13 protein-coding genes are annotated in these 12676 nt (G+C 40.0%); 3 read left to right on the forward strand and 10 right to left on the reverse strand.

Translation table 11 applies throughout. The features are described from left to right. Positions 1 to 6 precede the first annotated feature (6 nt). Both Q8M41_RS15890 and Q8M41_RS15895 read left to right on the forward strand, forming a co-directional pair. Positions 7 to 237: a hypothetical protein gene (locus tag Q8M41_RS15890; protein ID WP_305366276.1), complete on the forward strand. Its 231-nt coding sequence runs from the start codon at positions 7 to 9 to the stop codon at positions 235 to 237. Between the two features lie 2 nt (positions 238 to 239). After that, positions 240 to 608, forward strand: a complete 369-nt coding sequence (locus Q8M41_RS15895; RefSeq protein ID WP_305366277.1) for a type II toxin-antitoxin system VapC family toxin — start codon at positions 240 to 242, stop codon at positions 606 to 608. 314 nt (positions 609 to 922) lie between these two features. Here the strand turns inward: Q8M41_RS15895 and pdxH are convergent, their stop codons facing one another. Continuing rightward, positions 923 to 1612: a pyridoxamine 5'-phosphate oxidase gene (pdxH, locus tag Q8M41_RS15900; RefSeq protein WP_305366278.1), complete on the reverse strand. Its 690-nt coding sequence runs from the start codon at positions 1610 to 1612 to the stop codon at positions 923 to 925. 212 nt (positions 1613 to 1824) lie between these two features. On the opposite strand from pdxH, the gene Q8M41_RS18250 reads away from it, so the two are divergent. Then, the gene (locus tag Q8M41_RS18250; protein ID WP_370870525.1) at positions 1825 to 2004 is read left to right on the forward strand and encodes a hypothetical protein; all 180 of its coding nucleotides are present in this window, start codon (positions 1825 to 1827) and stop codon (positions 2002 to 2004) included. Between the two features lie 4 nt (positions 2005 to 2008). On the opposite strand, the gene Q8M41_RS15905 is transcribed toward Q8M41_RS18250, so the two are convergent. From Q8M41_RS15905 to Q8M41_RS15945, 9 genes are all read right to left on the reverse strand, one after another. Further along, complete coding sequence (locus Q8M41_RS15905; RefSeq protein WP_305366279.1) at positions 2009 to 2611, reverse strand: TlpA disulfide reductase family protein; 603 nt, start codon at positions 2609 to 2611, stop codon at positions 2009 to 2011. A gap of 32 nt (positions 2612 to 2643) precedes the next feature. Continuing rightward, positions 2644 to 3744 carry an efflux RND transporter periplasmic adaptor subunit gene (locus tag Q8M41_RS15910; protein WP_305366280.1) on the reverse strand — a complete coding sequence of 367 codons (1101 nt, stop codon included), beginning with the start codon at positions 3742 to 3744 and terminating at the stop codon, positions 2644 to 2646. Between the two features lie 7 nt (positions 3745 to 3751). Continuing rightward, on the reverse strand, positions 3752 to 6952 hold the full coding sequence (locus Q8M41_RS15915; RefSeq protein WP_305366281.1) for an efflux RND transporter permease subunit: 3201 nt from the start codon (positions 6950 to 6952) through the stop codon (positions 3752 to 3754). Between the two features lie 11 nt (positions 6953 to 6963). Beyond that, positions 6964 to 8346 carry a TolC family protein gene (locus tag Q8M41_RS15920; RefSeq protein WP_305366282.1) on the reverse strand — a complete coding sequence of 461 codons (1383 nt, stop codon included), beginning with the start codon at positions 8344 to 8346 and terminating at the stop codon, positions 6964 to 6966. Between the two features lie 110 nt (positions 8347 to 8456). Next, positions 8457 to 8858 (reverse strand): hypothetical protein, encoded by a 402-nt coding sequence (locus tag Q8M41_RS15925; protein WP_305366283.1) that lies wholly within the window; start codon positions 8856 to 8858, stop codon positions 8457 to 8459. A gap of 86 nt (positions 8859 to 8944) precedes the next feature. Beyond that, entirely contained in the window at positions 8945 to 10372 is a 1428-nt protein-coding gene (locus Q8M41_RS15930) for a bifunctional UDP-sugar hydrolase/5'-nucleotidase (protein WP_305366284.1), read from the reverse strand. A 9-nt stretch (positions 10373 to 10381) separates the two neighbouring features. Beyond that, positions 10382 to 11125, reverse strand: coding sequence for a substrate-binding domain-containing protein (locus Q8M41_RS15935; RefSeq protein WP_305366285.1), 744 nt, complete (start codon positions 11123 to 11125; stop codon positions 10382 to 10384). 10 nt (positions 11126 to 11135) lie between these two features. Next, complete coding sequence (locus Q8M41_RS15940; RefSeq protein WP_305366286.1) at positions 11136 to 12056, reverse strand: substrate-binding domain-containing protein; 921 nt, start codon at positions 12054 to 12056, stop codon at positions 11136 to 11138. 40 nt (positions 12057 to 12096) lie between these two features. Beyond that, entirely contained in the window at positions 12097 to 12552 is a 456-nt protein-coding gene (locus Q8M41_RS15945; RefSeq protein ID WP_305366287.1) for a DsrE family protein, read from the reverse strand. Positions 12553 to 12676 lie beyond the last annotated feature (124 nt).

The raw sequence follows: 12676 nt of genomic DNA on the forward strand, positions 1-12676 counted from the left end.
ACTACTATGGAGCTCATTTTAAAATCAAATAACGAGGAGAGTCTTGCGAAGATTATTGCTTTAGCTAAGAAGTTAAATGTGGTGATTGAAAGAAAGAATACTGACTTTAATAAGACTGCCAGGGTTAATCTCAAAAACCGCATTCTTAATTTCAAAGCCTCAGGGTCTTCTTCTTTTGGTGATGCAGCAGAATGGGAGCAACGCCAACGTTCTGATCGTGAGTTACCTTTTTCATAGGAATGGCTTTTCTTCTAGATAGTAATATTATCATTTACTCTTACTCAAATGAGTACGAATATTTAAGGGAGTTAATTATTAATGAATCCTGCATATTATCAGAAATTTCCAGAGTTGAAATACTTGGCTATCATGGATTAAAGAAAGAGGAAGAAAAGTATTTTGAGGATATTTTTGAGTATGCACCCATAATTCTTCCCGATCAGGATATTTTTGATCGCGCTATTGAGATTCGTCAGAAATATAACTTAAAATTAGGAGACAGTCTCATTGCTGCTACAGCATTAGTTCATAGTCTTGAAATTTATACTCGGAATTTAAGTGACTTCGAAAGAGTTGAAGGATTAAAATGTATTAATTCTATCCATTAAAAATATATCTTGAAATACAACTGGGTATACAAAATTAGCCTTCCAGATCTCAAACTTCAATTCATCGCCATTCTTATTACTGTAGATATTGTAAAATTCTCTCTAATGTATGATTAATCATTCTTCAAGAATTTTTGAAAAATCGCCTATTTCAATCAATTCGCCCACAAAACGGTTCGAATTCCGCACCGTCATCCACCCTTCACGGGGCAAAGTCTTTTTAGAAGGATTTTGCCCCGTTTTATTTGGGTCTAACTTGTTATTAATCTTATAGATGCAGTTGTAAGCATCGCTTACCGTAGATCAGTTTAAATTTATGGGGATAATCGTTGTTTTGTCCAGATATTATCTTTTCCAATTTTATACTGAATGCGGTCGTGTAATCTATTTGCCCGTCCTTGCCAGAATTCAATTAGAGCCGGCGATAAACAAAATCCGCCCCAATTTCCAGGTCGTGGAACAGGTTTGTTGTGAAATTGTTTTTCTATTTCGTCAATTTTCTTTTCCAACTCTATTCTGTCTGTTACGGGTTTGCTTTGAGATGAAATCCAAGCACTGATTTGACTTCCCCTCGGTCTGCTGTTAAAATAATTGTCTGATTCTATGGTCGAAACAGGTTGAACAGTTCCCTCGATTCTAACTTGTTTATATAATTCCAGCCACAAAAAGGTCATAGCAGCAAAACTATTTTCGGTTAATTCATTTCCTTTCCTGCTGTCATAGTTTGTAAAAAAGATAAATCCCCTTTCATCAAATCCCTTTAAAAGCATTATCCTACCAGATGGCTTTCCGTCAGCCGTTGCTGTTGATAGGTGCATTACATTTGGCTCGTTTAATTTATTGTCAACTGCTTCATTAAACCAATTTTCAAACTGGTCAATTGGATTGCTTTTTAGGTCGGCTTCATTGATGCCATTAGAGATATATTCGTTTCTAAAATTAGCAACCAATTGCCGAAATGATTTTGTCCGAAAGTGATTAATAATAGATTTTAAAATTTTCATTCAGCCGGGAATGTATTAAGGTGTCGAAATATTCTCCTAAGCCATCAAAGTTTTTCGTTTGGTTTTGTCGTCTGCTACAATGACCGATAACAGGTTCAGGCTTAACGCTGTTGCCCATTTCAAGTGCCTGTCTTTCATTTTACACTAAAGTACATTAGGTTTGCTTTTGCTAACTTAAAAATAAAAAATGGGATCATTTGTAATTGTAAATCATTGGAACGAGTGAAATGTACGAAAGTTTCTCTGCACGTACTAATGGAATCGAATCATTATCCATAAGATCCGAGATGCGGATACTCCCACGGAACTTTCGTAACAACTGGGATAATTGTAAAAACTGCCAACCAATTTTAAGAATGATGGGAAATCCTTTTTTTTATGATTTCAAATAGGGACTTACTTAGACAGGTCATTCAGTAACTTCTCGGTTTCCCCCGAATTGTAATCTGCCATCCCTTCGTGCTTAAATATAATTTCTCCGTTTTTATTAATAATTACGGTAGTGGGCAGACTTCCCGTAAATAATTCTTCAGGCAGGTAAGCAGCCGGGGCATAAACAGGAAGATCGTACTTATTTTTCTTCATAAAAGCTTCAGAGCTTTTTAACTTATTTTCCACATCCACCATTATAAAGACCACATTATCGTTGTTCTTCATCTTGTTAAATAGGGAATTGACAGAGGGCATTTCTGCAACACAAGGGGGACACCAGGTAGCCCAAAAATTGATGAAAACCACTTTGCCTTTTAAACTGGCAAGGTCTAAGGTTTTTCCATCCAATGAAGTAAAACTAACGGGCGGGGCCACTGGTCCCGCCGGCTCTGTAGTTGTGCCGGCCGGTTTGGGCTGCAGGTTGCTTACATCTGGTGCAAACAATCCCGTTTTCATCAGGCCACGCATTAAAAGCGCCTTAGCATCCGGATTAATGACAATAATAGCAAAGAAAATAAGTGCGATGATGAATCCAATATTGGATTTGATAGATTTTATAATGTTCATGATTATTTGGTTTAAAATGGATAAAAATTATTTTACTTTTTGATTGTTACCGGGGTGCCTTCTTCAAGTTCTTCCGATCCCTTTTTTATGATCTGGTCTTTTGTAGTAATATCGCCAAACACTTCTATAAAAGAATCTTTCCGGCTGCCTTCAATAACCGGAACACGCTGTACCGTGCCGTTGTTAAGCTTCAGAATAAAAATGCCGGATTGGGTATGGATCAAACTCGTAACCGGAACCCATAATGTAGAGTCGGGCCTTTGCAGTTTTAATTTTGCATGGGCATATTCCCCTCCGCTTAAGGATCCTGCGCTGTTTTCTACATCAAATTCCGTCATTACCGATCTGGTTGTTTGATTCAGAAGGCCGCCGTTACGGGATAATCTGGAGTTGTAAACTTTACCAGGCCGTCCGCTAACGGTAAAAGTAACCGGGGTATTGGCGTTGACAGAATGCGCATGCTTCTCTGGAATGGCTACTGTTAAACGGAGGTGTTCCTGCTGTGCTATTGAAAACAATGGCTTTTGATTATTTTCTCCCACCAGAGCCCCAACAGAAACATTCCGGTCTGTTATTGTCCCGTCGAAAGGCGATAGGATGCGAAGGTACTTCTCTAATTGTCCGGATGCATTTGTTTTAGCTTTTGCTGCAATATAGGCCGCACTGTCACTTCGGAATTGTGCCCTGACTTTATCAAGCTCAATTTCAGCTACCGCCCCATTTTTTAAAGCTGCCTTTTTTAACCGTTGAAAAGCCTGCCTGCTATACTGATAATCTTCATAAAGCTTTCGCTGATCTGATTGAACCGATAAATATTGCTGACTAACTTCAGGGGCTTCCAGTGCAGCCAGCAATTGCCCTTTCTTTACTTTGCTGCCGCGGTCAACGTAAATCTTCTTAATAAAACCTTTTGCTTTTGGAAATATGTCTACCTGTTCATAAGGCTTTAATTCACCAGGTAAGCTAAGGGAATATACAGGACGGTCCTTTACAGCCCTGATAGTTTCTACAACCGGCGTTTTAGCAGAAGGCTGTGCCTGATTTGCTTTCGCTTTTTCATTAGGGGAACAGGCTGCTATTGAAAAAATTAAACTGACAGTTGTAGTAAGAATAAATATTGTTTGAAATTTCATGGTTATATTAATTGTTAAGTACAGGTAATTCTAATAAGCTTTTATCAATGGCAAAACGGCTTTCCGGATCATCAGGATCTAAGGAATTGCTTTGGCGGCCTGTTTTTTTACGAACAGCCGCAAATAAATGGGGCAAAACCAATAATGTAGTTAATGAAGACAGAATTAAACCGCCGATTACAGCCTGGGCCAGAGGGGCAACCTGTTCTGCTCCCTCACCGATACCTGATGCCATAGGAATCATGCCGGCAATCATGGCCAGCGTGGTCATTATTATCGGACGTAATCTGGATGAGGCTGCTAAGAATGCAGCTATAGGGGTATCTAAACCTCTATTCAGACGATTGTATTCTGCCTGATTGATCATGAGTACAGCATTAGAGACCGAAACGCCCACCGACATAATGATCCCCATATACGATTGCAGGTTCAGGGTACTTCCAAATAAAAGTAACATGAGTAAGCTGCCGCCAAGTACAGCCGGAACTACTGATAAGATAACCGCTGATAAAGCAAATGATTGATAGAATCCTGCTAACATTAAAAATATAACGATGATAGCTACAAGCAAGCCGGTCTGTAAACCACTTAAAGTCTCATCCAGCAATTGCAGGGTTCCTTCGGTTTTCACTAATACCCCACGGGGAGGTTCCCCGGCGTTCTTAAGAGCCTCTTTCACTGCCTTTGATGCCGCCCCCAAGTCTTTTTTATAAGTGTTGGCAAGAACAGTAACATACCGGTTAGGGCCCTGCCGATTAACCTGACCCGGAAGTTTCGTCAACTGTAAAGTGGCTACATCTTCAAGTACCGGTCGTGCAGAGCCTGCTTTTAGAGGTAAAGACCGCAAGTTATCCAGCGACTGCATGTCTTTCTCAGGTATCTGTACCTGTGTCTGGAATACCAGCCCGGATTTAGGGTCCATCCACAAATTTTTATTGGTAAACCTTGTAGATGAGGTTGCTATGGTTAATGCTTTGGATACATCCTGCATGGTTAATCCAAATTGTGCCGCAAGTTCACGATCAATATTTATTTGAACACCAGGGTATTGAAGGGGCTCTGCGATATGGACATCTTTTAAGAATGCGTTCTTTTTAAGTTCTTTTTCAATTTTAGCGGCATATTGCCCCGCTACTTTTAGAGGCCCGGCTGCTACATTAATCTGGATAGGAGTTGTTGCACCCTGGCTCATAATCTTTTCAACCATTTCCATAGGTTCAAATGTCAATTGGAGTTCCGGGAATTGCTGATTCACCTTTTTCCTGATCTGCTCTTTTAGTTCATCAATAGGCCGGTCATATATATCCTGGTCTATTGAAATTTGGAGAACAGCTTCGTGCGATGCACTTGTAAATAAAAATATAGGGTTAATGGCCAGGGCAGATGGTTGTAATCCTACAAAGGCAGAGGTGATATTAATCGCACTGTCAGGAAGTTCTTTTTGAATAAGTGCAGTTACATCCTTCAGGTATTTTTCTGTTTTTTCTAAGCGGGTTCCCTGCGGGGCGGCAATTCTTAACTGTATATCACCGCTGTTCCCGGCCGGGAGAATATCAGTACCAATTTTCAAACTTCCCCATAAAACTATAGCAACCACAGCGATCGCATAAATGCTTAATACTTTCCCCTTATTATTATTTGCCTTACGGGTGAACAGTAAATATCTGCGCTTGAATTTTTCAAAGCGGTTAAGCTTCTTTTTTTGAAAACTTGTGTGATGATGATGAAATTTATCCGTTTTCATCAGCCAGTTTGCCATGATGGGAACAAAGGTTTGGGAAGCAATGAACGACGCTATCATCGCGAAAGCAACTGCTAATGAAAGTGGGAGGAACATATCTTTAGGGATCCCGGTCATCAGAAATGAAGGGATGAGGACAGCCAGGATACATAGTAATATGAGCAGCTTTGGGATGGATATTTCTAAAAGGGCATCCAGGATAGCTCTTTCTTTAGGTTTTTCCATTTCAAAATGCTGATGGATATTTTCAATGGTAACGGTGGCTTCATCAACCAGAACACCGATTGCGAGTGCCAGGCCACTCAGCGTCATAATGTTGATGGTCTGACCAAACATATAAAGCATGATGATAGCAGCAAGTATAGCTATAGGTATAGTTAGCACAACAATCAATGCTCCCCGCTTATCTCCCAGAAACAACAGCACCATTAATCCGGTGAGCAAGGCTCCAAGTATTCCTTCATGGATCAGGTTATCAAGGGATCTTTTAATATATGCCGATTGATCAAATACATATTTTACAGTTACATCCTCTGGTAAAGCATCTTTAAGCATCGGTAACGCTTTTTTCAGATTATCCACAGCCTTGAGTGTCGAGGCATCTGACTTCTTAATCACCGGCAGATAAACTGACCTTTTACCATTGATAATTGCATAGCCTGTAGTGGCATCAGAAGCATCCTCCACGGTTCCAATGTCTCTAACAAAGACGGTAGTGCCCGAACCTGTACGCACAGGAATGTTCAGGAACTCTTCCGGACCTTTAGCAATGGAATTTACCGGGCTCATCAGGTTCTGATCCCCGATACGTATATTCCCGGCAGGAGAAGGGAAATTGTTTTGAGCTATTGCAGTAGTCACTTCCTCAGCAGATAAACCGTAGGATTGCATTAGTTCGGGATTAACCTTTATAACCATCGTCCGGATATTTGCTCCAAACGGACCCGGTGCCGTGATTCCTTCTATATTCACAAACATGGGCCTGATTCGGGTCATGGCCAGATTCTGCAATTCTGTAATCGATCTTTTTGGGCTTTCGAAGACCAGTTGTCCGACAGGCAGTGAACTGCCGTCAAAGCGTACAACTTGCGGGGGAACTGCCCCGGCTGGGAGAAATCCCATCGCCTTCGATACCTGAGTAGAAACCTCAGCGGCTGCCTGCGCCATGTCGGTTCCGGGGTAAAAAGTTAACTTCATCAGGCTAAATCCCTGAATGCTTTTGAAGTCAATATCCTTTACTCCACTAACAAACACTAAAACCTTTTGAAACTCATTGGCCATAAAGCCGTCCATTAAAGCAGGCGTAAGACCGCCATAAGGCATAGCTATATAAATTGCAGGGGATTCAATGGACGGAAAAACATCGATGTTGATTTTTCTGACTGCTGTAAATGAGAAATAAGCGATGGCCAGCACCGCTACCATTATCGTGATGGGCTTTCGTAAAGCAAACCGTATCATATTCATTGTATAATTTTTTATTTAAATTGATTGGAGATTTTATTGAAATCGCCTGAAAGTTCAGACCTTAATATTTCCTGCTCCCATAATTGCTGATAAGCTTCTATATTTATTTTTTCTGATTGTTGGAGTAAAAGCTGGATCTGAAGTAATTCGGTGAGATTGATCAAACCGCTTTCATACCTGGATAAATACAGATCATAAGCATTCCGTGCATTCTGAACAGCCTGTGTGGTTTTCATAACCTGCTTTAACTGCTCATCAATTCTTGTAGAAACTGATTGGAACCCGGTATTTAGTTCTAAGGCTTGTAAATCATATCTCGACCGGGTGGCAAGAAGTTTCTGTCCGGCCCTTTTTCTTTCAACAGTACTGTTATAGGCACTGCTTATATTCCAGGTAAGCCCAACACCAACCAGGTAATTATTACTCGTATTATTAAAGCCGGATGACCAACCAGTACTTGCAGTACCATCTTTTCCAATACCGCTGCCGCGGCTTGATAATCCGCCAAGAAGGGAAACAGAGGGAAATATTTTACGGGCAGCAATCTGTTCCTGGGTGCGGTCATACAGTATTCGAGTGCCTATTACATCTAAATAAGGATGTGCATTGCTTACCGAATCCGTTCCTGTAATTCCCGCAAGGGTTGTTAAAAAACGGTTAGTGCTAAGCAGTATACTTTCAGGCAGTAATGGTACTACCTCCGTTAATTGTATCCTGCTGGAAGAGAGTTTTCCGTTCCAGTCATCCAGTTCAGCCAGTGTTTGCAGGTACGAAGAAGAAGCGAGTAAGGTATCAGCTCCTGGCTTTAATCCAGCTTCGGAAAGGCTTTTAGAGAGATTGAGGATTTCCTTAACCCTTGTTACATTCTCTTTTGCCCACTCCAGCTTAGATTGGTTATACAGGATATTGATATATAACTTTGTAACTTTTGTTTGCAATTGAAGCTTTGCTACATTGAAATTGCTTCCGGCTTCTTCTACTGCATATTTTGCTGCTTCAACCTCTTTTCTTTGTTTTCCAAATTCATATAGTTTCCAGTCCATCAGGACAGAACCATAGCTGTTGGCCGCAGCATCAGGCTGCCCGTTCAACCTGTTATTTCCGCTTACATTGAAAATGCCTGGCAGAGGGAAAAAAGCGCCGGAACTACCGGCATAGCTGCCGTACGTATTTTGTAACTGAACCTGTACCTGGGGTAAAAAACCGTTTTTAACTTCTGTTTTCCGGTACTCAGATTCCCGGATTTGTGCTTTCTTTTCTGTTAAACCCGGATAGTTCGCAAATGCTGCATCCCAGGCCTCTGAAATAGAAATATGCTTATCGTTTTGAGAGTAAGATCTTGTACTGACGAGCAGTAAAAATGTCATCGCCAGATAAAGCTGATACTTTATCATAAAATTCTAGATTATTAATTTGTAAAAAATTCTTTCAATGAGATCTCCATGCTTCTTTGTTAAAAGAAGAGGAAATGAAATAGCTTAGGTAGTTTAAGCGGGAAAGAAAATCAGATCAACAGGATTCTGTTCCTGAGATAAAGAGGGGTGCCCGTCTGTAAAAAAGCGGCTCTAGAGAAATAAGATGTAGGGGTATAATACTGGTTCTGAAAAGAAAAAGCCGGTATATGGGAAAGTAATATCGGGATTAAAGGTAAAACCGGCTTTGCAAATTGTGTAATCTGTAAATCTACTTCATCTAAAATGGATGGAGCAAGATTTAAACAAGTTTGTGAACTTACTACGAGTTGTCTTTTTGCATTAGGGTTGGTGTTTTCAATAGAATTGTTTCCGTCAACTAAAGCCTGAATGCTCTTTTTTACGGTACAGTCAGTCAATAAAAAAAACGATAGCAACAGACATAGCAAAGCCGGTTTGGCATTGAAATGATATGTTGCTTTTTTTATTGGCATGTTATTCATATTAATAATCCGGGTAAAGATAGTAATTATAAGGGTAAGTCCTCTGTTTCATAAAACAGGTTCCTTATTAATCCTTATTAAATTAAAGAGAAGACCTGCGACATATCCGGATGGTAAGGATTACTTTTTCGCAAAAAATGTGTTAAGGCTTCAACTACTGTAAAAGGTAAATCAATCCGGTTAGCACCTGAATTAGCTGGTACCCCCTGTTGGGTGACAAAAGCAGCCTTGTAAATTTTATCAGATTTCAAACGTTCCTTCCCAATATAGATATCCTGTATTCGGTGCTCTTTTGGATTTTCAATCCTGATATAAGCAGTTAGACCCATGCATCTTTTTACATAACCTCCCATTTGCTTCATTGGATCCGCAGAAAAGGTGCGTTCCAGGTTTTCTTCAAGCATATTGAGGATTTCACTTCCTGTAAGTTTCACAATAGAAACGGGTGGATTCATGGGTATTATATTAAACAAGTCCCATTTACTGATGGGCCCCGGGGGGATCGGAACTCCATATCGCCATCCATTTGAAAATGCAAGCTCAGCGGAGGCGACATCCTTTATCGCATGCAATAAAAGATCATCCATTGAGGAGTTAAGCGTATTATAACGGTCTAATAAAATACCAGTTTGACCTATTGTTTCTGCCTGTAAATCCCGATAAGGTTTCATGATTACCGCGATCATTTCATCCATTTCCTTATCGGGCTCAACAGATTCCGAAACCGGAATAAGTTCGTATTGATGGTTTTGAATACGATTGTCTGAAATTTCAAGCTGTAAATGACCTAAAAATGAACCATGGCATCCGCATTGAATAAGGATGGTGCCACTAACCATAGTGGGTTCAAATAATCGATTATGGGTATGCGCGCTAAGGCAAACATCAATTCCTTTAATCCCGGAAAGCATTTTAACATCCTGGGGATATCCGTTGTGAGAAAGTAAAAAAACGAGATTGGCTCCTTTGCCCTTAACTTCCTCTATGTACTTAGGCAGTTCTTCTGTTCCCTCAGTTATTTTTAATCCCTTACTGAACCGTTCTGGCATTGTTTTATCAATAATATTGGAGCATATCCCAATAACAGCAATCTTGATATTTTCAACTTCCACTATAATATAGGGCTTAAGAAAAAGTTTTCCTTCTGTCCCATAAACGTTAATGCCTAAAACCGGATAACTAAGCTGGTTGTTCAGATTTAACAGTTGATCAGGGCCGTAAGCAAAGTCCCAGTGTCCAGCCATGGCATTAAATCCAATTTTGTTTAAGACCGGTATAATAGCTTCGCCTTTTGACTCGACTAATGGTAATGTTCCATGAAACGTATCGCCACCGTCAAAAACCAGTGTGTTTGGATTCTGCTTTCGGATCCTCTTTATCATGCTGTAGATCCGGGAGTATCCGCCCGCTGTTTTTATATCCCGATTTTCTGCATTAAAAAAAACTTCAGGATGAGGCTCCATGTAACCATGTACATCATTTAAATAAGCGATTGATAATTTCATAAGATTAGGTTATTCCCAGCCCCACTTTTTAAAAACAGTATGACCAGCGGGAGATTTCATGAACGTTATAAAAGCCGATGCGACTTCTTTCTGATCTGTAATGGCACTTATAGCAACGGGTGTACCGCGGTATACCGTTTGTTTTTTCGGAATTTTAACCAGATATGTTACATCCCTTAAACTATTGTACCAGGAAGCATAACAGATCCAGGCATCATATGAATTATCCGATTTCCAGGCTTCAATTCCTAAAGCAGTATTGGCATAAGACCTTCCTATATTTTGTTGAATTTCAGCAATCAGGTTCTGTTTACCTGCAATATCTTCCCACATACCAAATTGACCTGCACCGTTTACATCTAAAAGTTTAATGCCGGGTTTGGTGAGATCTTTTATATTTCGGATATTTTTAGGATTTCCGGGTCGCACCAAAATAGCAGCGGCTCTTTTGTAGAGCTCGGTGCGGGCGGAAGCATCAATCAATTCAGGATGATCTGCAGTAAACTGGGTAAGCATATATTCGGCCCCGCCGAAAACTAAATCTGCATTTTGTTTTGCTTGTTCTATCCATTTTGCTTCCGGCCCTGCTGTTACCTTAACGGGTATGGAATTTTTCATAGAAAACACTTTGGCACATTCCTCCATAGCGGCGCCCGGACCACCAGGGCCATAAACATATAAGGTGTCTTGTTTTGATTGGGCCTGAACAAATGCGGGGAGAATGCCAATCAGGATGATAATTAAGGTTTTCATAGTAAATATTCTAATTAGTGATAAATCCATATTTTTCATAAACAGCTTTCGCCGCAGGGCTTATTAAAAAATTCATGAAATGCTTTGCAGCAACGGCATTGGGTGCCTTTTTTAATTGGCCTGCTACATTTTGAGAGACCACATTTTCGCTGGCCGGGATCTCAACTTCTTCTACCGGATTTCCGATCATTTTCTGATAATGTACTTCAGTGTACCATACAGGTGCCGCATCAGATTGATCATATAAAATCCGCATGGGCGATTGACGGTGATGAATCTGGGTAAGAAATGTAGTACTGTCTTTTACCTTGGTTTCCATAACCATTTTCTTTAGGCTTTCGCCGCCTGCTTTAATATATGAATCCTCAATACGATTGCCAATTCCTTCCCATTTGGGGTTAGGCATACTTACCCTTACATCATTACGTCCCAAATCTTTTAAACCTTTTATGTTTTTGGGATTGCCTTTTTGCACCATGATAGATAAGCGGTTTTTCATGAACATCTCGGTTCTGCTAAACCATTGTGGTGTTTCCTCAATCCTTCCCTTGCCGGCAATGTATATGTCCGGCTTCAGAGTTATTCTCATATTTCCGATGACTAAACTTCCGCTTTCAATTTGCTTAGCCAGAATTCCGGGTGGAAGGGTTTCAACAAAAATCCGTTGATACTGCGGATGTTCTTTTTTAAAAGCAGCAAGCAGGTCATCCAACAACATAAATGGATTTCCCCCTAAAAATATCACCAGTTGAGGATTATTGATATCTCCGTACAGATCAGGTACATTATCAACTCCGGGTACGGTAAACTGAACCTTACTTTCAGGCGGTTTGTTCCAGGGCGGATCATAGCGATGATCCTGCGCTTTAGCAGTTATGGTCATAAGGATGAATGTTAACGATAGAAATAATTTTTCAAGTATATGTTTCATGATCTATTTTTTAAATAAACTTTAATTTTTATTACAGCCACTAAGGATGTACAATGGCCCAGCCCTGGTACTGCCGGATAATAATTTCTCCGTTAGCACTGGGAACAAAAGAAATAAAGGGGAATAAAGTAGATTTATCTATATGCCGTTCCTTGAGGGTATTTTCGCATTGAGCGAGAATTACACCCTTTGCCTGCAGATCTTTCAAAGTCTGTTCAAAAGTACCGGTTTTTTCGTAAACCTTTACTCCATCGCCGAATACAATTAATTCTATTTCAAGCTTCCCTTTCAAACGCGGATCTTCAAGTGCATTTTTTATATTACGCAAGGTTCCAGAAATCTTTTTTTCATCCCCGTTATTTAAGACGTAAAGGGCTTTGTAATTCTTTAGCGAAGCTTTTGCTCCGGTGAAAGGGGTGGCCAGTTGTTGAGCTATAGCTGGTTTAATCAGGATCGCTAAAACAACTAAAATTAAGAGGATTGATAACTTTTTCATATTTTTTGTTTTTTTAAGGATAAGATTTTCTATTATTCATTCTTAATGCTAAGGTTTTTAAAAGCAAAAATTTGAATGACAGAACCAGAGTCCATTATATTTTCTTTTGGTTCGACTGTATTAC

Origin of the sequence: Daejeonella sp. (assembly GCF_030684675.1) — a bacterium.
In the GTDB taxonomy this organism is placed as follows: domain Bacteria; phylum Bacteroidota; class Bacteroidia; order Sphingobacteriales; family Sphingobacteriaceae; genus Daejeonella.

Excerpts from the sequence above, each read along its gene's own strand:
- Q8M41_RS15890 (WP_305366276.1), top strand. The coding sequence starts at position 7 with ATGGAGCTCATTTTAAAATCAAATAACGAGGAGAGTCTTGCGAAGATT.
- Q8M41_RS15895 (WP_305366277.1), top strand. The coding sequence starts at position 240 with ATGGCTTTTCTTCTAGATAGTAATATTATCATTTACTCTTACTCAAAT.
- pdxH (WP_305366278.1), bottom strand. The coding sequence starts at position 1,612 with ATGAAAATTTTAAAATCTATTATTAATCACTTTCGGACAAAATCATTT.
- Q8M41_RS15905 (WP_305366279.1), bottom strand. The coding sequence starts at position 2,611 with ATGAACATTATAAAATCTATCAAATCCAATATTGGATTCATCATCGCA.
- Q8M41_RS15910 (WP_305366280.1), bottom strand. The coding sequence starts at position 3,744 with ATGAAATTTCAAACAATATTTATTCTTACTACAACTGTCAGTTTAATT.
- Q8M41_RS15915 (WP_305366281.1), bottom strand. The coding sequence starts at position 6,952 with ATGAATATGATACGGTTTGCTTTACGAAAGCCCATCACGATAATGGTA.
- Q8M41_RS15920 (WP_305366282.1), bottom strand. The coding sequence starts at position 8,346 with ATGATAAAGTATCAGCTTTATCTGGCGATGACATTTTTACTGCTCGTC.
- Q8M41_RS15925 (WP_305366283.1), bottom strand. The coding sequence starts at position 8,858 with ATGCCAATAAAAAAAGCAACATATCATTTCAATGCCAAACCGGCTTTG.
- Q8M41_RS15930 (WP_305366284.1), bottom strand. The coding sequence starts at position 10,372 with ATGAAATTATCAATCGCTTATTTAAATGATGTACATGGTTACATGGAG.
- Q8M41_RS15935 (WP_305366285.1), bottom strand. The coding sequence starts at position 11,125 with ATGAAAACCTTAATTATCATCCTGATTGGCATTCTCCCCGCATTTGTT.
- Q8M41_RS15940 (WP_305366286.1), bottom strand. The coding sequence starts at position 12,056 with ATGAAACATATACTTGAAAAATTATTTCTATCGTTAACATTCATCCTT.
- Q8M41_RS15945 (WP_305366287.1), bottom strand. The coding sequence starts at position 12,552 with ATGAAAAAGTTATCAATCCTCTTAATTTTAGTTGTTTTAGCGATCCTG.